The organism is Lentzea sp. CA-135723 (genome assembly GCF_050936595.1).
GTDB lineage: Bacteria > Actinomycetota > Actinomycetes > Mycobacteriales > Pseudonocardiaceae > Lentzea.
In genome coordinates, this window is record NZ_JBNJMK010000001.1 from 6,215,276 (window position 1) to 6,239,931 (window position 24,656).

At 70.0% G+C, this 24,656-nt stretch carries 30 protein-coding genes; 22 read left to right on the forward strand and 8 right to left on the reverse strand.

The window, feature by feature from the left end; all coding sequences use genetic code 11:
* Window positions 1–26: 26 nt before the first annotated feature.
* Complete coding sequence (locus ACQEU1_RS28830) at window positions 27–1,094, reverse strand: methyltransferase domain-containing protein (RefSeq protein ID WP_433208241.1); 1,068 nt, start codon at window positions 1,092–1,094, stop codon at window positions 27–29.
* Between the two features lie 91 nt (window positions 1,095–1,185).
* Here ACQEU1_RS28830 and ACQEU1_RS28835 point away from each other — a divergent pair, with 91 nt between their 5' ends.
* The 5 genes from ACQEU1_RS28835 (at window position 1,186) to ACQEU1_RS28855 (ending at window position 3,899) form a co-directional block, all read left to right on the forward strand.
* On the forward strand, window positions 1,186–1,590 hold the full coding sequence (locus ACQEU1_RS28835; RefSeq protein WP_433208244.1) for a helix-turn-helix domain-containing protein: 405 nt from the start codon (window positions 1,186–1,188) through the stop codon (window positions 1,588–1,590).
* Between the two features lie 5 nt (window positions 1,591–1,595).
* Window positions 1,596–2,261, forward strand: coding sequence for a hypothetical protein (locus tag ACQEU1_RS28840; protein ID WP_433208247.1), 666 nt, complete (start codon window positions 1,596–1,598; stop codon window positions 2,259–2,261).
* Window positions 2,262–2,394: 133 nt separating this feature from the next.
* A complete protein-coding gene (locus ACQEU1_RS28845) occupies window positions 2,395–2,688 on the forward strand; it encodes a DUF2516 family protein (protein WP_285645687.1) in 294 nt (97 codons plus the stop codon).
* Window positions 2,685–3,341, forward strand: a complete 657-nt coding sequence (locus ACQEU1_RS28850) for an alpha/beta fold hydrolase (RefSeq protein WP_433208250.1) — start codon at window positions 2,685–2,687, stop codon at window positions 3,339–3,341. Before ACQEU1_RS28845 ends, ACQEU1_RS28850 begins: the two co-directional genes overlap by 4 nt.
* 9 nt (window positions 3,342–3,350) lie before the next feature.
* A complete protein-coding gene (locus tag ACQEU1_RS28855) occupies window positions 3,351–3,899 on the forward strand; it encodes a type 1 glutamine amidotransferase domain-containing protein (protein ID WP_433208253.1) in 549 nt (182 codons plus the stop codon).
* 51 nt (window positions 3,900–3,950) lie between these two features.
* On the opposite strand, the gene ACQEU1_RS28860 is transcribed toward ACQEU1_RS28855, so the two are convergent.
* Window positions 3,951–4,712 carry a MerR family transcriptional regulator gene (locus ACQEU1_RS28860; protein ID WP_433208256.1) on the reverse strand — a complete coding sequence of 254 codons (762 nt, stop codon included), beginning with the start codon at window positions 4,710–4,712 and terminating at the stop codon, window positions 3,951–3,953.
* Window positions 4,713–4,834: 122 nt separating this feature from the next.
* Here ACQEU1_RS28860 and ACQEU1_RS28865 point away from each other — a divergent pair, with 122 nt between their 5' ends.
* Window positions 4,835–5,392, forward strand: a complete 558-nt coding sequence (locus ACQEU1_RS28865; protein WP_433208259.1) for a YbaK/EbsC family protein — start codon at window positions 4,835–4,837, stop codon at window positions 5,390–5,392.
* On the opposite strand, the gene ACQEU1_RS28870 is transcribed toward ACQEU1_RS28865, so the two are convergent.
* Window positions 5,372–6,439 carry an LOG family protein gene (locus tag ACQEU1_RS28870; protein WP_433208262.1) on the reverse strand — a complete coding sequence of 356 codons (1,068 nt, stop codon included), beginning with the start codon at window positions 6,437–6,439 and terminating at the stop codon, window positions 5,372–5,374. The two genes, ACQEU1_RS28865 and ACQEU1_RS28870, sit on opposite strands and share 21 nt — an antisense overlap.
* A 128-nt stretch (window positions 6,440–6,567) precedes the next feature.
* Between ACQEU1_RS28870 and ACQEU1_RS28875 the strand changes: the two genes are divergently transcribed.
* The 8 genes from ACQEU1_RS28875 to ACQEU1_RS28910 all read left to right on the forward strand — a co-directional run bounded on the left by ACQEU1_RS28875 (window position 6,568) and on the right by ACQEU1_RS28910 (window position 12,072).
* On the forward strand, window positions 6,568–7,542 hold the full coding sequence (locus ACQEU1_RS28875; RefSeq protein WP_433208265.1) for an aminotransferase class III-fold pyridoxal phosphate-dependent enzyme: 975 nt from the start codon (window positions 6,568–6,570) through the stop codon (window positions 7,540–7,542).
* A 245-nt stretch (window positions 7,543–7,787) separates the two neighbouring features.
* Entirely contained in the window at window positions 7,788–8,087 is a 300-nt protein-coding gene (locus ACQEU1_RS28880) for a hypothetical protein (protein WP_433208268.1), read from the forward strand.
* Entirely contained in the window at window positions 8,084–8,491 is a 408-nt protein-coding gene (locus ACQEU1_RS28885; protein WP_433208271.1) for a hypothetical protein, read from the forward strand. The genes ACQEU1_RS28880 and ACQEU1_RS28885 overlap by 4 nt, the downstream gene beginning before the upstream one ends.
* An 82-nt stretch (window positions 8,492–8,573) precedes the next feature.
* Complete coding sequence (locus ACQEU1_RS28890; RefSeq protein WP_433208274.1) at window positions 8,574–9,092, forward strand: WXG100 family type VII secretion target; 519 nt, start codon at window positions 8,574–8,576, stop codon at window positions 9,090–9,092.
* Complete coding sequence (locus ACQEU1_RS28895) at window positions 9,089–9,883, forward strand: hypothetical protein (protein WP_433208277.1); 795 nt, start codon at window positions 9,089–9,091, stop codon at window positions 9,881–9,883. Before ACQEU1_RS28890 ends, ACQEU1_RS28895 begins: the two co-directional genes overlap by 4 nt.
* Entirely contained in the window at window positions 9,880–11,235 is a 1,356-nt protein-coding gene (locus tag ACQEU1_RS28900) for an alpha/beta fold hydrolase (RefSeq protein WP_433208280.1), read from the forward strand. Before ACQEU1_RS28895 ends, ACQEU1_RS28900 begins: the two co-directional genes overlap by 4 nt.
* Window positions 11,222–11,662 (forward strand): hypothetical protein, encoded by a 441-nt coding sequence (locus ACQEU1_RS28905; protein WP_433208283.1) that lies wholly within the window; start codon window positions 11,222–11,224, stop codon window positions 11,660–11,662. Before ACQEU1_RS28900 ends, ACQEU1_RS28905 begins: the two co-directional genes overlap by 14 nt.
* Window positions 11,663–11,670: 8 nt before the next feature.
* Window positions 11,671–12,072, forward strand: a complete 402-nt coding sequence (locus ACQEU1_RS28910; RefSeq protein WP_433208286.1) for a YbaB/EbfC family nucleoid-associated protein — start codon at window positions 11,671–11,673, stop codon at window positions 12,070–12,072.
* A 1-nt stretch (window position 12,073) separates the two neighbouring features.
* Here ACQEU1_RS28910 and purU read toward each other — a convergent pair whose 3' ends face one another.
* Genes purU through ACQEU1_RS28930 form a run of 4 tightly spaced genes read right to left on the reverse strand, consistent with a single transcriptional unit; the run spans window position 12,074 to window position 14,972 of the window.
* Window positions 12,074–12,925, reverse strand: coding sequence for a formyltetrahydrofolate deformylase (purU, locus tag ACQEU1_RS28915; protein ID WP_433208289.1), 852 nt, complete (start codon window positions 12,923–12,925; stop codon window positions 12,074–12,076).
* Between the two features lie 37 nt (window positions 12,926–12,962).
* Entirely contained in the window at window positions 12,963–13,688 is a 726-nt protein-coding gene (locus tag ACQEU1_RS28920) for a maleylpyruvate isomerase N-terminal domain-containing protein (protein WP_433208292.1), read from the reverse strand.
* 10 nt (window positions 13,689–13,698) lie between these two features.
* Window positions 13,699–14,505 carry a class I SAM-dependent methyltransferase gene (locus tag ACQEU1_RS28925; protein ID WP_433208295.1) on the reverse strand — a complete coding sequence of 269 codons (807 nt, stop codon included), beginning with the start codon at window positions 14,503–14,505 and terminating at the stop codon, window positions 13,699–13,701.
* Window positions 14,484–14,972, reverse strand: coding sequence for a DUF2505 domain-containing protein (locus tag ACQEU1_RS28930; protein ID WP_382441637.1), 489 nt, complete (start codon window positions 14,970–14,972; stop codon window positions 14,484–14,486). Before ACQEU1_RS28930 ends, ACQEU1_RS28925 begins: the two co-directional genes overlap by 22 nt.
* Here ACQEU1_RS28930 and ACQEU1_RS28935 point away from each other — a divergent pair.
* On the forward strand, window positions 14,971–16,071 hold the full coding sequence (locus ACQEU1_RS28935; RefSeq protein WP_433208298.1) for a UDP-N-acetylmuramate dehydrogenase: 1,101 nt from the start codon (window positions 14,971–14,973) through the stop codon (window positions 16,069–16,071). The two genes, ACQEU1_RS28930 and ACQEU1_RS28935, sit on opposite strands and share 2 nt — an antisense overlap.
* A gap of 76 nt (window positions 16,072–16,147) precedes the next feature.
* A complete protein-coding gene (locus ACQEU1_RS28940) occupies window positions 16,148–17,161 on the forward strand; it encodes a hypothetical protein (protein WP_433208301.1) in 1,014 nt (337 codons plus the stop codon).
* Here the strand turns inward: ACQEU1_RS28940 and ACQEU1_RS28945 are convergent.
* Window positions 17,115–17,846, reverse strand: coding sequence for an SDR family NAD(P)-dependent oxidoreductase (locus tag ACQEU1_RS28945; RefSeq protein ID WP_433208304.1), 732 nt, complete (start codon window positions 17,844–17,846; stop codon window positions 17,115–17,117). The two genes, ACQEU1_RS28940 and ACQEU1_RS28945, sit on opposite strands and share 47 nt — an antisense overlap.
* A 93-nt stretch (window positions 17,847–17,939) precedes the next feature.
* On the opposite strand from ACQEU1_RS28945, the gene ACQEU1_RS28950 reads away from it, so the two are divergent.
* From ACQEU1_RS28950 to ACQEU1_RS28975, 6 genes are all read left to right on the forward strand, one after another.
* On the forward strand, window positions 17,940–19,079 hold the full coding sequence (locus ACQEU1_RS28950; RefSeq protein WP_433208307.1) for a L,D-transpeptidase: 1,140 nt from the start codon (window positions 17,940–17,942) through the stop codon (window positions 19,077–19,079).
* Window positions 19,080–19,122: 43 nt separating this feature from the next.
* Window positions 19,123–19,887 carry an alpha/beta fold hydrolase gene (locus ACQEU1_RS28955; protein ID WP_433208310.1) on the forward strand — a complete coding sequence of 255 codons (765 nt, stop codon included), beginning with the start codon at window positions 19,123–19,125 and terminating at the stop codon, window positions 19,885–19,887.
* Window positions 19,884–21,131, forward strand: a complete 1,248-nt coding sequence (mshA, locus tag ACQEU1_RS28960) for a D-inositol-3-phosphate glycosyltransferase (RefSeq protein WP_433208313.1) — start codon at window positions 19,884–19,886, stop codon at window positions 21,129–21,131. The genes ACQEU1_RS28955 and mshA overlap by 4 nt, the downstream gene beginning before the upstream one ends.
* The gene (locus ACQEU1_RS28965) at window positions 21,128–21,607 is read left to right on the forward strand and encodes a YbjN domain-containing protein (protein ID WP_433208316.1); all 480 of its coding nucleotides are present in this window, start codon (window positions 21,128–21,130) and stop codon (window positions 21,605–21,607) included. The genes mshA and ACQEU1_RS28965 overlap by 4 nt, the downstream gene beginning before the upstream one ends.
* Window positions 21,608–21,751: 144 nt before the next feature.
* A complete protein-coding gene (locus ACQEU1_RS28970; protein WP_433208319.1) occupies window positions 21,752–22,531 on the forward strand; it encodes a DUF4349 domain-containing protein in 780 nt (259 codons plus the stop codon).
* A 410-nt stretch (window positions 22,532–22,941) separates the two neighbouring features.
* Window positions 22,942–24,507, forward strand: a complete 1,566-nt coding sequence (locus tag ACQEU1_RS28975) for a 4-coumarate--CoA ligase family protein (RefSeq protein WP_433208322.1) — start codon at window positions 22,942–22,944, stop codon at window positions 24,505–24,507.
* Window positions 24,508–24,656 lie beyond the last annotated feature (149 nt).

Below are 24,656 nucleotides of genomic sequence, written 5' to 3' on the forward strand. Positions count from 1 at the left end.
CCCGTGTCGTGACGTTTGGTTGTTGATCACAGATGCCAGTGCAGATCGCCCAGGGTGAGGTGCTGGGCGGTGCGGGTGATCGTGATCCCGAAGTCCGCGCGGCGGGGTTCGCCCAGGTCGTGCCAGTCGGCGGCGGCCTGCTCGGCGAGGTCCCAGAGCCGGCGCGGGCCGCCCTGGTCGACGTGCGAACCGCGGTGGTGCACCCAGGATCCGTCCGAATGGGCCAGCCAGTCCTGGCCCGCCATCACGCCGGGCAGCGCGATGCCCGCGAAGAACTCGAACGGGCTGGCCGGGGCGACGACGGTGTTCAGCCGCACCGCGGTGGCGCGCCGGTCGTAGTCGCCCGCTCCGGCCGGCGCGGTCGGCAGCGCGTGGGCGCGCAACGGCATGAACCGGCCGTCCTCGCCGAGCACGCGGCCCTCGCCGGTGCCGTCGCCGTTCGAGACGATCCTGACCAGTCCGGCGCCGATCGGGCGGTGCAGGGTCGTGACGACGAGGCCGCCTTCGCGCGTCTGCTCCAGCCAGGCGGGTGGGACGGTCGAGACGGAGCACGTGGCCAGCAGGCGGTCGTAGGGCGCGTTGGCCGGATGGCCCCTTGCGCCGTCACCGGTGACGCAGGTGGGATGGAACCCGTTGGCGTGCAGGCGTTCGCGTGCCCGTCGCGAGATGTTCGGGTCGACGTCGACCGTCGTCACGTTGCCGGAACCCACCGCGTGGCAGAGGAGAGCCGCGTTGTAGCCCGTGCCGGTGCCCACCTCGAGAACCGACTGTCCGTTGTGGACTTCCAGCGCCTCCAGCATGATCGCCATGATCGTGGGCATGCTCGACGAGCACGTCGGTGTGCCGCCGGTCACCGTGTCGTCACCGTCGAACTGGGTAACCCACACCCGGTCGGCGTAGACCAGCTCGAGCCAGTCCGGGTCGGCGCCGGTGACGCGCTCCCAGTCGCCGGTGTGCAGCTGGCGGTAGAACCGCGGCAGGAACTCGTGCCGCGGGACGGCCTGGAAAGCCTTGTGCCACTTGGTTTCGCGCAGCGCGCCGACGCCGAGCAGGTGATCCGCCAGCTCGGCGCGCAAGGCCCCGGCGTCGTCCATGTCACCTCCCACGGTAACGCTGTGGCGGAGCCCACGCAGCTGTTGCTAGCAGAGTGCTTGCAACTGCTAGCACTCGTCGCTAACGTGGTTGATGGCACGAGGAACGGGAGCGGGAACAGTGGACAAGTCCATCGACAAAGCGGTCGCGGACCTCGGGCGCAACATCGGTGAGTACATCCGCGAGCAGCGCAACACCGCCAAGATCTCCTTGCGGGAGTTGGCGAAGCAGGCGGGAGTCTCCAACCCCTACCTCAGCCAGATCGAGCGAGGACTGCGCAAGCCCAGTGCGGAGATCCTCCAGCAGATCGCCAAGGGGCTGCGCATCTCGGCCGAGGTGCTCTACGTCGAGGCCGGGATCCTCCAGCAGCGCGAAGGCGGTGCGTTGGCGGACGCCATCGTCGCCGCGACCGATCTGACCGAGCGGCAGAAGCAGGTGCTGCTCGACGTTTACGAATCTTTCCGGCGGGAGAACTCCGCCAGACAACAGGAGGACTGATCTCCATGCCGAAGCTCACCCAGGAAGACGTTCGCAAGGCCGCCGAGCAGGGCGCCCACGCCGCACGCCAGGCGCTGCTCGCCGCGCTCGGCGCCGGTGACCTCGCCGCCAAGGCCGTGGTCGAGGCCCTGAACAAGGCCAAGGAGCGCGCCGACGAGGCCCGCACCCAGGCCGTCGACCTCCCGAACGAGCTCAAGGACCTGCGCGAGAAGCTGCAGCCGGCCGAGCTCAAGAAGCTCGTCGACGCCTACACCGCCTCCGCGGTGAACCTGTACACCTACCTCGCCGACCAGGGCGAGCAGACGCTGGAGCAGATCAAGGCCCAGCCGCAGGTCAAGCAGGCCGTGGAGCAGGTCGAGCAGGCCGTCGAGGCCGCGCAGAAGCGCGCCGAGTCCGCCGCCGCCGACGCCAAGGTCCTCGCGGACGACGTCCTCGGCAAGGTGACCCGCCGCACCCGTTCAGTCGGCGAGAAGGTCGCCCACGAGGTCGAGGACGCCGCCGAGAAGCTGGCCGAGGAGATCGTCGAGGTCGGTGGCGAGGCCGCGCACGAGGTGCGCAGCACCGCCCGCAAGACCGCGAACCGCACCGCGCCCCGCAAGCCGGCGACGACGACCCGCACGACGACCACCACCACGGCGGCCGCGAAGAAGACCACGCCGACCACCAAGTGAGTCGCGCGGCGGCTCCCGCGAGGTGAGCACGCCGAGAAGTTGATCTAGAGGGGAGCGGCCCGACCAGGGCCGCTCCCCTCTTCTCGTACCGGCACGTAGGCTGGGCCCTGTGTTCTACCTGCCGTACATCAGCATCTGGAACCTCGACGGCATCGTGCTCTTCCTCGCCGATGTGGTGTTCAGCTTCTTCGGCCTGTTCGCGTTCTTCCACGCGGTGAGCCAGCGGCCGGACGCCTACACCGCGATCGAGAAGATGACGAAGCCCGCCTGGCTCGGCATCACCGGCGGCGGGACGGCGGCGTTGCTGCTGTTCGAGCCGCGCGGCGCGGGGTCGATCTTCTGGCTCGCCGGCCTGATCGCGGTGCTCGTCTACATGGTGGACGTCCGCCCGCGGCTGATCGAGGTCCAGCGCGGCCCGCGCTGGTGATCACGCACTCCTACGGCTCCGGCACACCGGTGACGCTGGTCGCCCACGGGCTCGGCGCCACCCCCGGCGAGGCCCGCATCCCGGCCTCCGGGCTGCCCGGCACCCGCGTCGTCGTGACGCTGCCGTCGCACGGGTCGGCGCCCGACGCGCCTCCCGGCTACTGGGACTACGGCACGATCGCCGCCGACCTGGGCACCGTTGACGCCTCGCAGGCGGTCGGGGTGTCGTTGGGTGCCGGTGCTCTGGTGCGGCTGATGTCACTCGAGCCCGACCGGTTCTCGCGGGTGGCCCTGCTGCTGCCCGCGGTGCTGGACCAGCGGCACGAGTCGTTCACGGTGCAGCAGCTCTCCGACCTGACCGTCGGGCCGCCGATCTACGTGGCCGAGCGGCGGGAGGCGTTGAAGCGGCTGTCCGCCGCGGCTGAGCAGCTGCCGGGGCAGGTCGCCGTGGCCGATGCCTCGGTGCTGGCCTCTGTTTCCACGTCGGTGCTGGTCATCGGGGCTGTCGGTGATCCGTTGCACCCCGAGTCCGTGGCCAGGGCGACGGCGGCGGCGTTCCCGCGCGGCGAGCTGTGGCTGATCGACTCGCCCTCGCCGATGATCACCCATCGGAACGACGTCCGGCATCGGTTGGTCTCGTTCTTCGGCGGGTAGCCGAACTGCATGGCTGAACAGAAGAAGATCGCGTTCCTGGTCGCGTCGGAAGGCATCGAGCAGGTCGAGCTGACCGACCCGTGGGCGCAGGTCGAGAAGGCGGGCGGCGTGCCGCGCCTGCTCGCGCCGAAGCTCGGCGAGGTGCAGGGCTTCAACCACCTCACGCCCGCCGACACGTTCCCCGTCGACACGACGTACGCCGACGCGAGCGCCGACGACTACGACGGCGCGGTGATCCCCGGCGGCGTCGCGAACAGCGACTTCCTGCGGACGGAACCCGACGCGGTGGCGCTGGTGAAGGCCCTGGTCGCGGCGGGCAAGCCGATCGCGGCGATCTGCCACGGGCCGTGGTTGCTGGTCGAGTCCGACGTGGTGCGCGGCAAGATGCTGACCTCGTTCCCGAGCCTGCAGACCGACATCCGCAACGCGGGCGGCGACTGGGCCGACGAGGAGGTCCGGGTGTGCGACATGAACGGGTGGACGCTCGTGACGTCCCGCAACCCCGACGACCTGCCGGCGTTCAACCGGGAGGCCCTGAAGGCCTTCGACCTGGGCTGATGGCTCTCGCCCCTGGGCGGTGACGCGGGATCTGCAGCTCCCGCGTCGTCGCTAGGCCAGCCGGGTCTCGGCGTAGTGGGCCATGGCGTCACGCATCCACTCGGCCATGTTGCCGCCGCCCTCGACCTCGAAGTTGACCCGGAACTCGTCCGAGTCGACGTAGAGGTCGCCGAGGCCCTTGTAGGACTCCCGGTTGGGCGTCCAGCTCAGGCAGATCCACTGGTAGTGGCTGTCGATCAGCTCCTGCGTCCGCGGAGCGTCGACCGCGGTGCCCTGCGTGTACAGGGCGCCGAGCTGTGCCGCGATGTCCTGCCACCGGGCCATGAACCCGTCGGCGTCGGCCCGCGTCCAGCCCTTCATCTTCTTCCGGCTCTCGGCGATGTGCTCCCGAGCGCCCTCTCCGTAGCGTTCGACGAGCTCGGCCTCGTGACGTTCCTGCTTCTTCGCGTCGAAGCCGTCGAACAGCTCTTCCATCTTCACCTCGTCCCCTCCTTCCAGTTCGGCGATCGTCCGCGCGACGGTGCCGGCGAGCCGGTCCAGCCGTTGCTTCTCGTCCTGCAGCCACCGGTGGTGGTTGCGCAGGACGGTCAGCTGGTCCGTGCCGTTCAGCATCTCCGCCACCACGTCGAGGCCCAGGCCGAGGTCGCGCAGCAGCAGGATCTGCTGGAGGCGATGCACCTGTTCCTTCTCGTAGTAGCGGTAACCGTTGTCGCCGATCCAGGCCGGCGGCAGCAGCCCGATCGAGTCGTAGTGCCGCAGCGTCCTGGACGTCACCTTCGACATCCGGGCCACCTGGGCGATCGACCAGGCCATCTCGGTTCCCCCTTCGCGCGCTGAAATCGAAGGTAAGGGTTGACGTTGCGTCAAGGTCAAATGGAGTTTGGCAGGACGACCAGCTGCCAGGCGAATTCGCCGGAGTCTGCGGAGCAGCGACAATGGACACCGTGTGGACCATCGCCGGGTCTCTCGAACCCGTACCTGTGCTTTCCCGCCTCGACCTGGTGCCCGAGCCCGTCGCGGCCGCGCTCAAGACCCTGGACGGCGCCGACCGCGTCGCCGTCGCCGAGATCGACCCGACTCTCGCCGACACCGCCGAGTTCTGCGCTCACTACGGCTCGCCGCTCGAAGCTTCGGCCAACTGCGTGGTCGTGGCCGGCAAGCGCGGTGACGTCGTCCGTTATGCAGCCTGCATGGTGCTCGCGACCATGCGCGCGGACGTGAACGGCGTCATCCGCAAGCGGCTCGACGCGCGCAAGGCGTCGTTCGCGCCGATGGACGAGGCCGTGGCGTTGACCGGCATGGAGTACGGCGGCATCACGCCGATCGGGGTGCCCGCGGACTGGCCCATCCTGGTGTCGCCCGAGGTGGCCGCCGCCCCCGAACTGATCGTGGGCAGCGGCATCCGGGGCAGCAAGATCCTGATCCCCGGCGACGTGCTGATGAAGCTCGCCGGCGCCGAGGTCCTGCCCGAGCTAGCCCGCGTACTTGGTTAGCAGCGCGATCGCCTCGTCGACGTCGTCGGTGACGAGGATCCACTGCTCGGCCTCCCGGCCCGCCGCGAGCTTCTGCACGAGCGGCGCGGCCGGGACCTCGTCGGTCCAGAAGTCGCGGCCCAGGAAGATCATCGGTGCGGCCGGGCCGACGCTGGCGTAGTAGTTCTGCGTGAAGTCCTGGAAGACCTCCTGGACCGTGCCCGCCTTGCCCGGCGTGTAGACGATGCCGCCGGTCGCGACGGTCAGCAGGCCCTCCTCGCGGACCGAGTTCGCGAAGTACTTGGCGTGCAGTTCGCAGGCCGGGTTGGGCGGCTCGTGGCCGTAGAACCAGGTCGGGATGCCGATCGTGCGCGGCTTGTCGAAGCTGCGGATCTCCGGGAACGCGGCGAGCCAGCGGCCGATCGACTCGTCGTCGTGGCCGAACGACGGGGCCTTGGCCAGCGCGTCGAGGACGTCCGAGTCGGCGGAACCCAGGCGCACGCCCAGTGGTACCGCTTCCATGGCGCCCGGTCCGCCGCCGGTCAGGACGGTGAAGCCCGCGTTGCCGAGTGCCGCGCCGAGCGTGACGGCGTTGCGGTAGCCCTCGGAGCCGCGGGCCAGCGCGTGGCCGCCCATGACCGCGACCGGCGAGCCCGTCAGCGTCTCGTCAAGTGCCTCGGTGATCGAGTGGTCGTGCAGGCGTTCCGCCAGCGCGTGCAACGGGTCGGGGTGGTGGCCCTGCTGCTTGCTGTGCTTGTAGATGACCGCGTCGGGGGTGTCGGCGTAGGACTTCGGGTCGGCCGGGTCGAAGCCCGCGAACAGCTCCGCGGGCGTGTAGAGGGCGGAGCGGTACACGTCGTAGGGCAGGTCGGGGATGACCGGGAAGATCAACGCTCCCGCGGCCTCCGCCCTGCGCTGCATGGTCTCGCTGAGCGTGCACCCGAGCAGCAGGGCACCGTCCATCGGCACCCGCACGTCCTCGCGATGCAGGTCCAGCCCGATGATGACGGCTTTGCGCAGGTCAGGGGCAGCGCGCAGCTGGTCGAGGTCGGTGATTTCGATCCGCACGGGAAAAGCCTATGCCTCGCGCGAACCAACGGGACCCCGGATCCGAATGTCTTGGTGGGAACACAGGTCCGCTCGCCATCCCCCGACGAGCGGCCGCGGGCCGCGCTGCCCAGGAGAGGTTCCCCGAAATGGCTACCGAACAGCTGACCGGCTGCGCCGCCAGAGGCGCCCGAGTGGTAGATCCCCACCGCGTCGAGTACCTGGACTGCGGTGGGTACGGAGTCCCCCTGCTAGGCCACGCCCACCCGGCCGTGGTGCAGGCGGTGGTCGGCCAGGTGCGCAGGCCGTCCCTGCTGGACCGCCTGATGCTCGACCTGGTCACCCCGCACGGGCTCGACCACATCCACACTTTTCCCTCGGCGTCCGAGGCCGCCCAGTTCGCCGTCGCCCTCGCCCAGGCCAACGGCCGCCCACGCGTCCTGACCACGGGCGAGGTCCCGTACGGCGGCATCGACTCGCTGCGCGCCGTCCTCGCCTCCGGCCCGCCGGCCTGCGTCCTCGTGGAACCGGTCCGCGGCGTGGCCCTCCCGCCCACCGGCTACCTGAGCAACGTCGCCGAGGTGTGCCGCGAGGCGGGCGCGTTGCTCGTCGTGGACGAGACCCGCTCCGGCCTGGGCCGCCTCGGCGTCTGGTGGGGCTCCGACCTCGACGGCGTGACCCCGGACATCATGCTGGTCGGCGAGGGCCTGTCCGGCGGCGTCCTCCCGATCGCCGCCGTCGTCGCCTCGGCCGCCGTCGAGGTGCCGCTGTGGCGAGGCCACGACGCCGTCTCCCCGCTCGCCTCCGCCGCCGTGAACGCCTGCCTGCGCGTCACCGCCTCAGAAGGCCTCGTCGAACGGGCCAAGCTGCTCGGCGACGAGCTCCTGCACGGCCTGCGCGCCGTCACCGCGGGCAAGGCCCACGCCACCGGCCGCGGCCTGCTGCTCGGCGTGGAGCTCCCCGACCAGCGGGCCGCCGACATCTTCACCGGCGAACTGCTGCGGTCCCGCGTGCTGGCCGACTTCCGCGGCCGCACGGTCAGCTTCACCCCGCCCGCCGTCGTGTCGGCCGCGGACGCCGGGTGGCTGGTCGAGGCGGTGGGCATGGCGGCCAACAAGATCTGAGTTCGCCGGGGCACTCGACAGATGACCCGGATGTCCTGGTCGACGTTCGTGGTTCGCCGGGTTTCATGGCCCGAGCCCGGCAGCGGCTCAAAGAGGTGCTCGGCACGGTTGGGCAGCACCGCTAGAAGATCGCCACTTGGCGGGTGTGCGCGGGTCGCCGGGCACACCCGTTGCGCACCCCTGCCAAGATCCATGGCGGGGGTGCGCAGTGCTCAGACTTCTACCGGTCTCCTGCTGCTGACCGGGTGCAGCGTGCTGGAGAACTTCAACGCGGACATCAACGAAGTCGGCAAGCAGATCGTCGCCGACTGGACGCGGACAAGATCACCGCCACCACCGTCGACGACCTGGTCGAGATCGCGCGGCGCGACTACTGGCGGGGCACCTCGCGGGACATCGGCGCCGTCTACCTCGTCTACTCCACCGACGACCCGCCCTGCGCCGACAAGCCGGGAGAGGCCGAACCCATCGGCCAGGGCCGCATCGAGTTCGACGACGATCCTGCGGCCGGCTACGGCCTCCGACCGACGCGGCCGAGCAAGTGAAGCGCCTCGCGCTCCTGGCGTCGTTGCTGCCCATCACCGTGTGTGGCACGTCCGACGACACCGTCGAGGATCTGAGCGACCGCATCGAGTCGGACCTGAAGTCGCACGACGGCGTCTCCGCGGTCGAGGTGGAGTACACGACCGGCATGGACCACTGGCAGTACCTCAGCGTGACGGCCACCGTCGCGGACAAGGCGAAGGCCGACGAGGCGATGGAGATCATCCGGCGCGACTACTGGACGGGTACCGGCCGCCGGGTCGACTTCCGCGTCCGGCTCCGGTCGTCCGCCGGGGCCGACCTGCTGACCAGCAACGACGTCAAGTTCAAGCTCGGCGACGTCGTCGAGGTGGAACGCCGGCACGGGCCGCAATCGGAAGCTGGTGAACTCGAACCCGGCCGCTGAGTAGTTCCGCTCATCTTCTCCGGTTCGGTGGGCGAGGCCTCTTTCTGTTGTGCTTTGCTCACTCCGAGTGAACGGGGTGGGCATGTACGGCAATCCGGACGAGCTGGACCGCATCGCGGGTGAGATCGAGAAGCGCGCCGAGTCGGTCCGCACGCGCGGCACCGAGATGAACGACTCGGCGCGCAGGATGCAGTGGCAGTCGATCGCCGCTGATCGCTGCCGCGACACGGTCGAGGGCGACAAGCGGCAGCTGTTCAAGGCCGCGGAAGGCCTCGACGGCGCTGCGGCGGTGTTGCGGCAGCACGCCCAGGAGGTCCGCGAGATGATCGCGGCGATCAAGCGGATCGCGGAGGCCGTCACCGGCTGGTTCAAGAGTGCGATCGACACGTTCAACCGCGCTGTGGATGCGTTCGACAACGCCGTGAAGGACATCGCGAACGGCGTGGCCGACGCGCTCGGTTTCGGTGGCGGGCAAGCACCCCAGCCACCGCAGGCGCCGTGGACCGGGTGGAAGTGGGGGCCGGACAACCTGCCGCCGCACGGCGACAAGGCGTGGCTGGAAGTCGGCGAGTTCATGCGTGGCCAGGGCGTGCCCGCGTGACCCCGGCACCGCACCGGCTGGTGCTGTCCGCCGGAGAGTTCGCCTACCTGGTCGAGAAGACCGGTGTCGACCTGCCACCGGACTGGATGCCGGCGGACGTCCACATCGGACCGGCCGAGGCCGAGCTCACCAAGAAGCGCGTCGTGACGGGCGTCGGCGACGAGGCGGAAGTGCACCCGTCGGTCGAACGCAACCTCCAGATCCTCGCCAGGCCAACGGTTCTGCTCGACACCATCGCGTCGATCGGCACCAAGTCCTCGCACAGCGTGCACGCGGTCAACGGACCGTTGGGCGCGTCGCTGTTCGCGTTGGGTGACGGCGCGGTCGAGCTGTCCATGTTCGCGTCGGTCGACCTCGGCAAGGAACTGGTCCGCGCGGTGCCGCAGCCGGAAGCCGTCGTGAGCCTCGAAGCACGCCTCGGCGGCGTCCAGGACGCCGAACCCCTGCGCGGCCGTCTGCCGTTGGTGGCGTTGCAGGAGATGGGCGCTGCCAGGCTCTTCCGCGCCGCCGACCCGGACGGGCCCGCGGCCGTGGCGGACGCGCTGAACCTGTCCGGCGACGAGGCCTCGCTGGCACGCGACGTGGCCGTGCAGACGGACGGGGCACTGCGCTGCCTGGTCGTCTGGAACGGCGGCACCTCCCAGGTCAACTGGGTGCACACGGCCGGCGGCTGGAGTGGCCTCGACCCGGAACCTGACGGCTCGGACCGCCGCATGGTGCGCATCGAACCGGCGCAACGCGAAGACCTGGGCACCTGGGTGGCCCCCGCCGTGGCAGGAGCGCTGGCATGACCGTCTCGAACATCGGGGTCAGCGGCGGCGCGGGCGGTGTCACGGCCAAGTACGACGACCTGGCGGCACTGGGCGACCTCACCGGTGACGTCGCCGGGGACACGCTCAAGACCGCCGTCGCGGGCCACAAGTTCCTCGCCGAACCGGACGTGCTCGCGTCGTCGTTGCTCAACCCAGGCGGCGTGGTCAAGTTCGAGGCGGCGATGGCCGTCGCGCTCGACGGCCCGAACGGCCTCACCGCCACGTCCGCCGGCATCGGCCTGCGCGGCGAGGCGTTGAAGGCCACCCGGATCGCCTACGAGATGGCCGACGAGCTCGCGGCGAAGGGCCTGGACGCCAGCCGGTGGTTCGCTGGCCTCGCGGTGGCCACCAACCCCGTCGGGGCCGCGCTCGTCGGCGGCGGCGCGATCGCCACCGACGTGTACCTGAACTACGACGGCGATTGGGAGAAGTGGCTGGTCGACCACCCCGGCATGGTCGACAACCTGGTCGGCATGTCGCCGGGCGTGCTCAGCGCTCTTGGAATCCCGGTCGACCTCGCCACCACCCTGGATCTGCTCGCCGCGACCTACCCGGACGGCGAGGCCGTCACCACCCGCCTCGGCGAACACGGCTATGGCGCTCCAGACGACCTGGAAGACCTGCTCAACGGGTTGGCGAAGCGCAATGACGGGATGGACGACGGCGACGGCGGGCGTCCGAGCAACATCGACGTCAAGATCATCAAGGACGCGAACGGCAACGTCACCGGCTACGTGGTGGATGTTCCCGGCACGAAGGACTGGCCGCTGCCGGGGCAGGTGGAGAGCGCGAACGACCTGGGCGTCAACGTGGATGCCATGGCAGGCAACAACACCGTGTTGCAGGAAGGCATCCAGCAGGCGTTGCGCGAGGCAGGGGCGCACGACACCGGCGCACCGGTGATGCTCGTCGGCCACAGCCAGGGCGGGATCGTCGCGGCGCAGGCCACCACCGATCTGAAAGCCAACGGCTACAACGTGACCCACGTGGTGACCGCGGGATCGCCGGTTGGTCGCATCGACGTGCCGTCCGACGTCCAGGTGCTCTCGCTGGAGAACCGCAACGACATCGTTCCGCGCCTCGACGCGAGCGACAACCCCGACTCGGCGAACCGGACGACCGTCACCTTCGACAACCAGACCGGCACGTTCGGCGGGAATCACGCGATCCGCGAGAACTACACCGAGGCAGCCCGGCAGCTGGACTCGGGCTCAGATCCCTCGGTCGCCCGTTTCAGGGACACCGCAGGAGCGTTCCTGAACGGTGACGACAAGAATTCGGTGACCTGGAACTACCACGTCGCTCGAAAGGGTGTGAATGAACTTCCGTAGCGTGGCCGCGATCGTGGCAGCAGCCGGACTTCTGGCCGGCTGCGGCGCCACCGACGCGAATCGGCCGGCCGTCGACGACATCGGCAAGCAGGTCGTCGCGGGGTGGAAGTCCACGACAGGGGTGGAGGACGCCGCGTACCGGTACGTGCACGGGCTCGACCTCGGCCAGCAGGTCCACCTGCAGGCGACCCTGGCTGCGGCGTCGGTGTCGGACGCCAAGTTCGGCGAACTGGTGGAAAAGGCGCGCGAGATCTACTGGAAGTCGGGCGAGCGTTCCGTGTCGTTGCCCGTCACCTTCTACTCGTCGGACAAGCCGCCTTCCGGTGAGGTGCGCAGCTCACCGGACTCCGTTTTCAGCGGCGAGGTGGAGATCGGCGACCCCGCCGAACTCGAGAAGAAGTACGGCCCCCGCCCGACCCGGAAATGAGCATGAACATGACTCCCGACGAATGGCTCGCCGATTTCGAGGCCAAGACCGCCGAACTCCAGCGCAACGCCACCGCGTTCCGCCGCAACCTCGAATCCGCCGGCACGACCGTGACGAGCGAGGACAAGGCCCTCACCGTCACGGTCGCGGCGAACGGCGCGCTGCTCGACCTCGAGATCGAGGGCAACGCGGAGCTGGCAGGCAAGGTCCTCGCGCTGGTCCGCGAAGCCAGGGAACAGGCCGCGACGAACGTGCTCGGCGAGTTCCGCCAGGTCGTCGGGAGTCACGCGACCGAACTGGACACCGACGTCCAGGTGCCCGGCCCGCAACCTCAGCTGCCACAGCAGAAGCCCCAGCGCGAGGACGAGGACTTCGCGGAGAAGTCCGTCTACCGCAAGGAGAGCTGGTAGCTCAGAAGATCACCGTCTGGTTGCCGTGCACCAGCACGCGGTCCTCCAGGTGCCACCGCAACCCGCGCGCCAACACGACCTTCTCGATGTCACGGCCCTTGCGCACCATGTCCGCCACGGAGTCGCCGTGGTGCACGCGCATCACGTCCTGCTCGATGATCGGCCCCGCGTCGAGGTCGGCCGTCACGTAGTGGCAGGTGGCGCCGACCAGCTTCACGCCGCGCCGGTGCGCCTGGTGGTACGGGCGGGCGCCGATGAACGACGGCAGGAAGCTGTGGTGGATGTTGATCGTGCGGCCGGACCAGGCCGCGCACAGCTCCGGCGGCAGGATCTGCATGAAGCGGGCCAGGACCACGGCGTGCGGGTCGTGCTTCTCCACCAGCAGGCGCAGCTGGGCGAACGCCGCCTGCTTGCCCTCGGGGTCGTTCACTGGGAACGGCACGTGGTGGAACGGGATGCCGTGTGCGCGCGTGATGTCGCCGAGTTCGGGGTGGTTGCCGATGACGGCGGACACCTCGACGTCGAGCTCGCCGGTGGCCACGCGGGCCAGCAGGTCGTAGAGGCAGTGGCCCTCGCGCGACACCAGGATCACCACGCGCTTGCGGGAGCCCGTGTCGGTGACCGTCCACGTCGACTGCGCGCCGAGGGACGCGGCCACGTCGGCGAACCTCGCGCGCAGCTCGTCCACGCCGAACGGCAGGGAGTCCGCGCGGACCTCCTGGCGCGTGAAGAACCAGCCCGTCTCCGGGTCCGTGTGGTACGCGGCCTCGACGATCCAGCCGCCGTTCTCCGCGAGGAACGACGAGATCCTCGCGATGATGCCGGTGCGGTCCGGGCAGCCGAAGGTGATCACATAGCGACGCTCAGGCGATGACACGCCGCAGAAGTATTCACGGCCTGGGCAGCGCCGCCAACAGCGACTCGTCTCCGGTCACGATCGCGTGGTGGGGACGGGCGTAGAAGGCGCGGTAGATCGCGTCCGCGGTGCCCGCGAGGGTGGCGTCCTCGTCGAACGCCGAGTCCTGGGGCGCGGTGACGAGCAGCGGTTCGTTCGCGGTCAGGTGCAACTGCCAGGTGCGGCCCGCGTCGGCGGCGTGCACGAGCAGCCTGCCGTTCGCGGTGACGTGGTGGCCGAGCTCGAACCGCCTGCCCACCATCGTCGTCAGGTACTCGTCGATGCCGTCGGCGGCGAACTCCGGGTCGAACGCCAGCGAGGGCAGGTCGTCCCCGGTGGCCAGGTCCGCGTCCAGGCGGTGGATCGACGTCTCGTGCGCCTGCCTGCGCGACCAGAAGCCGGCGACCTGCGGGCCGTGGAACGTCCACGCGGGACGGTCGGCGGGCGCCTCGCGCAGCCGTTCCAGCAGCGTGGCGAGACCCGTCTCCCACCACGGGAACACGTCGTCGAAGTCCTGCGGCGCCTGGGGCCAGGCGGGCCTGCCGTCCTCGGGGGCGGTGACGACGGCCTGTCCCGCCCACGTGTGCACCTCGGCGATGTGCCGCACGAGGTCGAGCACCGTCCACTTGGGACACGACGGGACGGGTGCGTCCGCACCGGCCTTCAGAACGGCCGAACGCAACGAAGAAGCCTGGGTCTCGACCTGCGCGACGAAGTCCACGCACCCCACCCTAGGGGGCGACGGCCGCCCATTCGAGCGTGATTTCGCCGAGCCGCCAACGCTTCCGGTCGTCGAGCACCGGCCAGCCGCGTTCGACCAGCAGCCGCGCCGACTCCACCCAGCGCGCGCGAGGCCCGAACGGCGCGAACGGCGCCGCCGTCGCCCAGCAGGCGTCCAGGTCGGCCAGCAGGGCGTGCACCCGCTCACCCGGCACGTTCTTGTGGATCAACGCCTTGGGCAGCCGCTCGGCCACGTCGGACGGCACCTCGATGCCGGAGGGCTTCACGGCCAGCGTGAACGTCCGCGGCCCGTCCGCGGACAGCGTCACCCAGGTGCAGCGACGCCCGATCTCGTCGCACGTGCCCTCGACGACCAGCCCGCCGGGAGCCATCCGCGACAGCATCGTGTCCCACGCCTCGAATGCCTGCTCCTCGGTGTACTGGCGCAGCACGTTGAAGGCGCGCAACAGCACCGGCCGCGCCCCGGCCAGCTCGAACCCGCCGCGCCGGAAGTCCAGGAACGGCGGGTCGGCGACGGCCTTGCCCGCGTCCACCCTGTCCTGGTCGATCTCCAGCCCGAGCACGCGCACGTCGGGGCGGACGGCCCGCAGCCGCTGAGCCATCTCGACGGTGGTGATGGGCGTGGCCCCGTACCCGAGGTCCACCACCAGCGGGTCGGCCGCGTCCTGCAGGAACGACGACAAAGTGCCGGCCATCCACCGGTCGACCCGGCGCAGGCGGTTCGGGTTGGTCGTGCCGCGCGTGGGCAGGCCGAGCGCGCGGGCCCGGCCCGCCGCTAGCCGCGGTTTGCGAGCCATTCGGACGTGAACTCGCTCTCCTTGTCGAGCAGCACGGCGACCTGCTCCGCGATCAGCTTCTCGATCTTGCCGCCGAGGAACGGGATGCTGACCTTGACCTCCCCCGAGAGGGTGAGCTTCGAGCCCGATCCGTTGCCCAGAACGGTGAACGAGCCCTCCAGCCGGCCGGGCACGCCGTTGACCAGCACCTCGACGGTGCCGGCGCCCGCCGCCCACGTCTCCGTGCGGTTGATCACGAGGTCGCCGCCGAGCGCCGCCTTGATCGCCGACGGCACGTGCTCCGCGGGCACACCCTGCTTGAGCTGGTACGACGTCCGCTCGTCGGTCTGGTCGAACGTCACCAGGACGGATCCGGGGCCACCGATCGCGGCCAGCCGGTCCCGCAGAAAGGTCTCGTCGGTCAACGCGCCGAAGACCTTCTCCGCCGAATGGGGTGACGTGGTGTGGTGCTCGATGCGGCGTGCCATGCCGCGGAGGCTACCGTTGACGTCTGTGACCACCACGCAGTCCGTACCTCTGGCCGAGCGCACCACGCTCCGACTCGGTGGCCCGGCCGCGCGGTTCGTCCACGCCACGACCGCCGCTGAGCTGGTCGAAGCCGTGCGAACAGCCGACGCCGCCGCCGACGAGAAGGTCCTCGTGCTGGGCGGCGGGTCCAACCTCGTGATCTCCGACGGCGGGTTCGCCGGCACGGTCGTGCACGTCGCCACCAAGGGCTTCCGGCTCGACCCGCTGGGCGGCGGCATCGTCCAGTTCACCGTCGAGGCGGGCGAGGAGTGGGACGCCGTCGTCGCCGAGGCGGTGGCGCAGGGCCTCGGCGGGCTCGAGTGCCTGTCCGGCATCCCCGGCCTGAACGGCGCCACGCCCGTGCAGAACGTCGGCGCGTACGGCGTCGAGATCTCCCAGGTGCTCCACTCGGTCGACCTGCTGGACCGCCGCAGCGGCAAGGTGCACCAGGTGCCCGCCGCCAAGCTGGGCCTCGACTACCGCACCAGCACGCTCAAGAACACCGACAACGCCGTCGTGCTGCGCACCCGGTTCACGCTGACCTCCGGCGGCATGTCCGCGCCGATCCGCTACGGCGAGCTGGCGCGCGTTCTCGGGGTGGCGCAAGGGGAACGCGTCCCTGCCGACGCGGCCCGCAAGGCCGTGCTGGAGCTGCGCCGCGGCAAGGGCATGGTGCTCGACGCCACCGACCACGACACGTGGAGCGCCGGCTCGTTCTTCACCAACCCGATCATCGACGACGCGACGTTCAACGGCGTGCTGATCCGCATCGCCGAACGCCTCGGCGCCGACGTCGACGTGCCGAGCTACCCGGCGGGCCACGGCCAGAAGAAGCTCTCGGCCGCGTGGCTGATCGAACGGGCCGGGTTCCGCAAGGGACACCAGGGCCCCGGCGGCCGGGTCTCGTTGTCCGGCAAGCACACCCTCGCCCTCACCAACCGCGGCGGCGCCTCCACCGAGGACCTGCTCGACCTCGCGCGGGAGGTCCGCGACGGCGTGCGTTCGGCGTTCGGCGTGGAACTGCACCCGGAACCGGTCTTCGTAGGCGTTCAGCTCTAGCGCTGTTCGGGTGACTCCGTGTGACGAACCGCTACCTGGCGTGTTTCATGGAATCAGCAGGGGACGGAGGTCAGCTATGAGCTACCTCGACGACAACGCGCGCGAGGTCATCAGGCCGGTCAAGCGCCTGGTCGAAGACGAGTTCCTGGCCAGGCCGGGCGTCATCGGCGTGGACATCGGGGAGAAGGTCACGGCCGGTCGCCCGACCGGCAAGGCCGCGATCGTCGTCTACGTGTGCGCCAAGGGGCCAGACCAGCCGCAGCAGATCCCGGTCGAGGTCGGCGGCGTGCCGACCGACGTCGTGGCCGAGTCGATCGTGCTGCACCGGGCCAGGATCATCCGCTCCGAGGACGAGCAACCCGTTGCGGTGGAACGGCATCAGGTGCTGCGCGGCGGTATCGGCATCGGGCCCGCGCGGTCGTTCCGGGTCGTGCCGCCGGAGGTGCCGAGGGCCGGTGAGTTCGTGATCGCCGGCACGCTCGGCGCGTTCGCGGTCACCCGTGACGAGCAGCGGAAGGTGCTGGGGCTCACCACGTTCCACGTCGGCTGCGTCGACGACTCGTGGTCGGTGGGCGACGAGTTCGTGCACCCGTCCAGAGTGGACGGTGGCGTGCCGGGCGACGACGTCGTCGCCGTGCTGGACCGGGCGGCGCTCGCGGGTGCCGTCTGCGCGGCGGGGCTGCGGATGGGCGGCCGGCCGTTCCGCGCGGAGGTGCTGGACATCGGCGCCATCACAGGCAGTGCGAACGCGACCATCGGCTCGACCGTCCGCAAACGCGGCCGCACCACCGGACTCACCTACGGCGTGATCGAGTCGACGGACTCCACGCTGCGGCTCGACTTCGGCGACGGCATTGGCGTGCGGACCCTGCGCGACCAGATCCGGGTGCACTCGGCCGAACGCTTCGGCGACCACGGGGACAGCGGCGCGGTGCTGGTCGACGCCGATAACCGGGTTATCGGTCTCTACATCGCCGGATCGGGCTCGACGGGGTTCGCGAACCCCATCGAGCCCGTCCTGCGTCAGCTCGACGTGGAGTTGCTCACTCGCGGTGTGCCCGAGTCGCGGAGGCCTGGGCCCGCGGCTTGAGCACGATCGTGTCGAGGTTCACGTGCGACGGCCGGGTGACCGCGAACGAGATGACGTCCGCCACGTCGTCCGCGACCAGCGGCGTGATGCCCTGGTAGACCTTGGCCGCGCGCTCGGTGTCGCCGCCGAACCGGTTGGCGGAGAAGTCCGTCTCGACCATGCCCGGCTGGATCTCGGTGATCCGCACCGGCTGGCCGAGCAGCTCGCCGCGCAACGTCCGGTGCAACGCCGACTGGGCGTGCTTGGCGCTCGTGTAGCCCGAGCCGTTGTCATAGGCCTCGTACGCCGCGATGGACGTCACAGAGACGATGTGCCCGTCCCCGGACGCGATCAGCTTCGGGATGAAAGCCCTGGTCACGAGCAGGGTGCCGAGGACGTTCGCCTCCCACATCCACCGCCACTCGTCGGCATCGCCCTCGGCGACGGTGGAGAGCCCGCGAGCGCCGCCCGCGTTGTTCACCAGCACGTTCGCCACCGGCACCTGGTCCGCGAAGGCAGCGACGGACGTCTCGTCGGTCACGTCGAGCTCGATGGCCGTCCCTTCGACCTCCTTCGCGATAACGTGGAGGAGGTCAAGACGCCGTGCACCCAGCACGACGTGGAAACCCTCGGCGGCCAACCGCCGCGCGGTGGCTTCGCCGATGCCCGCGCTGGCTCCGGTCACAACTGCGACAGGTCGATTCACGACTGCGATCGTAAGCTGCCGAAGCGGGTGTGACCGACGTCACTCACACCCCGCCGGGGTTCTGGACGTCCACCATGGTGGGAGGTCGAAACCGTGAAGAGAACGCTTGTCGCGCTGGTCGCTGGACTGACGCTGCTGACCGGTTGCTCAAGTGTCGAGGCAGGCACACCCAAGGCGGACAGCTCGCTGCCGTCCGCGAAGGTGACCCTGTCCCCGGTCGACGGAACCAAGGACGTGCAGGTCACGACCCCGGTCCAGGTCACCGTGGTGGACGGCAAGATCGAGTCCGTCGCACTGAAGTCACCCGAGGGCGCCGACGTCAAGGGCACCCTCACCGAGGACAAGTCGGGCTGGACGACCGCCGAGCCGCTGGGCTACGGCAAGACGTACAGCTTCACCGGCAAGGCCGTGGGTTCGGACGGCAAGCCCGTCGAGCTCAAGGGCTCGTTCACCACCGTCGCGCCCGGCTCGCAGACCCGCGCGACCCTCTGGCCGTCCGACAACCAGACCGTGGGCGTCGCGGCGCCGATCATGGTCAAGTTCGAGGCGCCGGTCGAGGACAAGGCGACCGTCGAGAAGGCGCTGAAGGTCACCAACTCGGCGAACGTGCAGGGCTCGTGGGCGTGGCTGAACGCCCAGGAGGTGCACTACCGGCCGGAGAAGTACTGGCCCGCGAACACCACCGTGAAGGTCGAGGCCAAGCTCTACGGCGTCAACTACGGCGGCGGCGCGTTCGGCAAGGCCGACGTGACCAGCGACTTCACCGTCGGCCGCAACCAGGTCGTGAAGATCGACAACCCGACGCACCGGCTCAAGGTGTTCCGCGACGGCCAGCAGACGGCCGACTACCCGGCCTCGTTCGGCAAGGACGCGGACCCCGAGCTCACGACGCCGAACGGCACGTTCGTCGTGATGTCGAAGAACGACACCTTCTCGTTCGACAACCCGCGCTACGGCTACACCAACGTCGTGAAGAAGTGGGCCGTCCGGTTCTCGAACCACGGCGAGTTCATCCACGAGAACAACGACAACGCGGCCAACATCGGCAACAACAACACCTCGCACGGCTGCGCGAACCTCCTCGAGGCCGACGCGAAGGCGTACTACGACTCGGCGCTGGTCGGTGACCCGGTCGAGGTGACCGGCTCGATCACCACGCTCCCGGCCCAGTTCGACTGGTACGACTGGCAGCTCTCCTGGCAGCAGTGGAAGGACAAGTCGGCCATCAAGTAGGGCCGGCGGGAATGCGTCCCCCGACCAGGTCGTTCGTACTGGTGTGCAGCTGACACACCTGACGACGGCGGGCGGGGGACGTCTTGCGTTGCGGGAATCAGGTCCGGCAGCCGCGCCGCCGGTGGTGCTGGTCCACGGCTGGGCGCAGACGGGCGAGGTCTGGGACCTGCCCGGCTTCCACACCTACGCCGTCGACCTGCGCGGACACGGCGAATCCGACGACTTCGGCGACTACCGCGACTCCTCCCGGTGGGCCGCCGACCTGAAGGCCGTCCTCGACCACACCGGGCCCGCGACGGTCGTCGGGTGGTCCTACGGCGGGCTCGTCCTCGCCGACCACCTCCGCCACCACGGCACCGCGGGCATCACCGCGCTGGTGTTCGTGAGCGCGATCACCGAGATCGGCCGCGGACGCCCGGGAGGCGCCATCGGGCCGGTCATGCGGGCCGCGTTGCCCGGCGCGATCACCGACGACGCCGCGATGGCGGCGTTCTGCGCGGCCATGGCACCCGTCCTGCCTGCTGAGACCGTCGTGAAGCTCACTGCCGCCGCCACCTCGGTCAGTCCTAAGGTGCGAGGCGAGCTGTTCCGCAGGGACGTGGGCAGCGCCGACGTGTTGCAGGCCGTAGACGTGCCGACCCTGGTCGTGCACGGAACTCAAGACGAGGTGGTGGCCCCTGCCGCCGCCGAGTACTCCGCCGCCCTGATCCCCGGAGCCGAGTTGAGCCTCTACCCCGACACCGCGCACGTGCCGTTCCTCGAACGGCCGGAGCGGTTCGCCGCCGACCTCCTGCGAGTCGCCCGATGAAGCGCGTCGCGGTGCTCTCAGTGCACACCTCGCCGCTCGAACAGCCGGGGACGGGTGATGCGGGCGGGATGAACGTCTACATCGTCCAGACGGCCACTCGGATGGCCCAGCGGGGCGTCGAGGTGGAGATCTTCACCCGTGCCACGTCGTCGGAGCTGCCGCCGGTCGCCGACCTCGCGCCGGGCGTGCGCGTCCGGCACGTCGCCGCGGGACCGTTCGAGGGCCTGGGCAAGGAGGAGCTGCCGGGCCAGCTCTGCGCGTTCACGGCCGGTGTCCTGCGCGCCGAGGCACGGCACGAGCCGGGCTACTACGACGCGATCCACTCGCACTACTGGCTGTCCGGGCAGGTCGGCTGGCTCGCGCGGGAACGGTGGGGCGTGCCGCTGGTGCACACCGCGCACACCCTGGCCAAGGTCAAGAACCTCGCGCTGGCCGAGGGCGACGCGCCGGAGCCCCGGATGCGGGTGATCGGCGAGGAGCAGGTCGTCAACGAGTCGGACCGGCTCGTCGCGAACACCGACATCGAGGCCGGCGAGCTGATCAAGCTCTACGACGCGGAGCCGTCGAAGGTGGCCGTCGTGCCGCCCGGCGTGGACCTCGACCGCTTCACGCCCGGCTCGCAGGAGCGCGCCCGGCAGTGGTTCGGCATCCCGCAGGACGCGGTGGTGCTGGCGTTCGTCGGCCGGATCCAGCCGTTGAAGGCGCCGGACGTGCTGCTTCGTGCGGCCGCGGAGATGCTCGTGCGCGATCCCGGGCTGCGGTCGCGGCTGGTCGTGCTGATCGTGGGCGGGCCTTCGGGGTCCGGCACCGAACGCCCGAAGGCGTTGGAGGAGCTGGCCGCCGAACTGCAGATCACCGACGTGGTGAGGTTCCTGCCGCCGCAGCCGGGGCCGACGCTGGCCGAGGTCTACCGGGCCGCCGACCTGGTCGCGGTGCCGAGCTACAACGAGTCGTTCGGGCTGGTGGCGCTGGAGGCCCAGGCCTGCGGGACGCCGGTGGTCGCGGCGGCCGTCGGCGGGCTGCCGGTGGCGGTGCGGGACGGGGTGTCCGGGGTGCTCGTGCACGGGCACGAGGCCGGTGAGTGGGCCGCCGCGCTGGGCGACGTGGCCCTGCCGCAGCGGGAGCACCTGGCGAGCAACGCCGTGGGGCATGCGCGACGCTTCTCCTGGGACCGCACGACTGACGCCCTGCTGGCGGGGTATCAAGAGGCGGCAGAGGTGTTCCGCCGGGAGGTTTTCGCTTGAGCGTCGACGATGTGATCAAGGAATTTCTGGACGAACGGGAGCTGAGGTACGACCGCAGGGAGCCCGGCAAGTTCTTCGTGACGCTGCCGGGGACCAAGAAGCTCCAGACCAACGTGTGGCTGGTCGAGACCGCGCACGCGCTGGTCGTAGAGGCGTTCGTGTGCCGGCGGCCGGACCAGTCGTTCGAGGACGTGTACCGCTTCCTGCTGCGACGCAACGCACGGCTGTACGGCGTGCACTACACGATCGACGCCGAGGGTGACATCTACCTGGTCGGCCGGGTCGGCAAGCACGCCGTGACGGCCGACGAGCTGGACCGCGTGCTCGGGCAGGTGCTGGAGGCGGCGGACGGCGACTTCAACCCGTTGCTGGAGATCGGGTTCGCCGACGCGATCCGGCGCGAGTGGGCCTGGCGGGTGTCGCGCGGGGAGTCGCTCGCGAACCTGGCCGCGTTCCAACATCTCGTTTCGGACTAGCCGCCGACTCGTTTCGGCCTAGGCGGCAACCCCCTGTCGCGGTCACCACGTCCGACAGGCATGCGTAGACCAGTGCTGTGGGTGGGAGTCGCGTTGCTGGCCCTGGTTTCGACGGGGTGCGGCAGCAACTCGAGTGGTGGGAGCATGTCGGCGAAGGACGCCGGCACGCCCCCGCAGGCGGAGCAGAACGTGGCTCCGCAGCAGAAACCGGGGCAGGAGCCCGCGAAGGAGAACGCCGCGCAGCCCGTGCAGGACCAGGAACGGCAGCTGGTCCGCACGGCGACCGTCGACCTGCGCAGCGACGACGTGCTGAAGGCGATCGGCGAGGTCAAGAACCGGGCGACGGCCGTCGGCGGGTTCGCCGGCCAGGAGAACTCGACCAAGAAGTCGGGGTCGGTGACCGTGCGGGTGCCCTCCGCCGAGCTGGACAGGGTCGTGCGGGATCTCGCGAGCGTCGGGGAGGTCACCCGCAGCGAGGTGCGCAGCGAGGACGTCACCGACCAGCTCGTGGACACCGAGTCGCGGATGGCGACGGCCAAGGCCAGCGTGGAACGGCTGCGGGTGCTGTTCGAGCGTGCCGGGTCGACGGCGGAGATCGCGCAGGTCGAGGCCGAGCTGACCAAGCGGCAGGCCGACCTGGAGTCGTTGCAGCGGCGGGCCGAGTCGCTCAAGGGCAAGGCCGCGATGGCGACGCTGACGGTGCAGGTGGCGACCGTGCCGATCGCGCCGCCGGAGCCGGAGAAGGCCGGGTTCCTCAGCGCGCTGTCGGGCGGCTGGAACGCGTTGCTGGCCGTCCTGAACGGGATCTTGATCGCCGTCGGCGCCCTGCTGCCGTTCGCGGTGGTCCTGGCGCTGCCCGCGGCGGCGGTGGTCTACCTGCTGCGGCGACGCCGTCGTGTCACCCGAATGAACGAAGCAGGGTGATCAAGTTCTACTGAGAGTGTGCCTTTGATGATGCGCGGAACGGCTCGGGAGAGAGGGGGAGTCGCATCGAGCCGTCCCGCGTCAAAGGTCCCCGCGGCAAGGGATCCGTGGACGGGGGGAGCCTGCGGATCCTTGGCGGGCCACGCGATTCGACGGGGGATGACGAATCGCGCATGTGCCTCGCGCTCGTCGAGTAAGCGTGGGAGCCGACTCGCGGAGGCGGTATCAACTTCTCAGATACGTCCTTGCGATCACAAGTGCTTGTATTACTCCATTCGAGTGTATTTAGCCGCGCAAAGTAACGCATCTGTAGCGATCGAGTCGTCCTTGACCTGCCCAGTGGGCTGGATCACGATGAGCCCACAGGCAGGGTGTACAGCGATGTACAGCGATGTGAATGAGGTCGCCGCATGGTCTTTCGCAGTCCGTATCCCGATGTCGAGATCCCCGATGTGTCGCTGCACCAGCTGTTGTTCGGCGACATCGCCGACCGCGCGGACCGGGTTGCGCTGATCGACGGCATGTCCGGCGCCACGCTCACGTACGGCCAGCTGGCCGGAGCGATCGACCGGATGGCGGCGGCCCTCGCCGCGCGAGGTATCGGCAAGGGTGATGTCGTCGGCATCCTCAGCCCGAACACGCCCTACTACGCCGTCGTCTTCCACGGCATCCTCCGCGCGGGCGCCACGGCGACCACGATCAACGCCCTGTACACGCCGGACGAGGTCGCGCACCAGCTGCACGACGCGGGCGCCAAGATGCTCTTCACCGTCTCCGTGCTGCTCCCGAACGCCGCTCCGGGCGCAGCGAAGGCGGGCGTGACCGACGTCGTGGTGCTGGACGGCGCCGAGGGCTACCCGTCGTTGCCGGAGCTGCTGAACAACACGCACCCGGTGCCCGAGGTGGAGATCAACCCGTCCGAGGACCTGGCCGTGCTGCCGTACTCGTCCGGCACCACCGCGCTGCCCAAGGGCGTCATGCTCACGCACCGCAACCTGGTCGCGAACCTGGTGCAGTGCGGGCCGATCCTCGCGGACGTCGGCGAGCACACCCGGATCCTCGCCGTGCTGCCGTTCTTCCACATCTACGGCATGCAGGTCCTCATGAACAACGGCCTGTACATCGGCGGCGTGGTCGTGACGCTGCCGAAGTTCGAGCTGCCGGAGTTCCTGAGGGTCATCGCCGAGCACAAGACCGACCGCGTCTACATCGCCCCGCCGGTCGCCGTCGCCCTCGCGAAGCACCCGATCGTCGACAACTACGACCTGTCGCCGCTGCACACCCTCTTCTCCGGCGCCGCGCCGCTCGACGAGGACCTGGCCGCCGCCGTCCGCAAGCGCATCGGCTGCCGCGTCGTGCAGGGCTACGGCATGACGGAGATGTCCCCGGTCAGCCACGCCATCCCGGACGGCCGCGACGACATCTCGGTCGGCACGGTCGGCGTGATCATCCCCAACCTCGAGTGCCGCCTGGTCGACCCGGCCACCGGCGAGGACGTGGGCGTGGGCGAGCGCGGCGAGCTGTGGTGCAAGGGCCCGAACATCATGAAGGGCTACCTCAACAACGCCGAGGCCACCGCCGCCACCATCGACGACGACGGCTGGCTGCACACCGGCGACGTGGCCGTGATCGACGCGGACGGCATCGTGTCGATCGTCGACCGCGTCAAGGAGCTCATCAAGTACAAGGGCTACCAGGTGCCGCCGGCCGAGCTGGAAGCCGTGCTGCTGACGCACGAGGAGATCGCCGACGCGGCGGTCATCGGCGTGAAGGACGCGGACGGCGAGGAGGTCCCCAAGGCGTTCGTGGTGCGCCAGCCGGGTTCCTCTGTGGACGGTGACGCCGTGATGGCGTTCGTGGCGTCGCACGTCGCGCCGCACAAGAAGGTGCGCGTCGTGGAGTTCATCGAGGCGATCCCGAAGTCGGCGGCGGGCAAGATCCTGCGCAAGGACCTCAGGGCCCGCGAGCAGGGTTGATCTTGAAGTCTCGGACGTGGCCATTCCGTTCTCGGCTGCGGAAACGTTGCCCGGACCGGTCCGGCCAGGTGGTCACCGTCTGCCGCTGACTGCGGGGTTCTGCCACCGCTCACGGCACGTGCACGGAACGACGAACGCCCCCAGCAAGA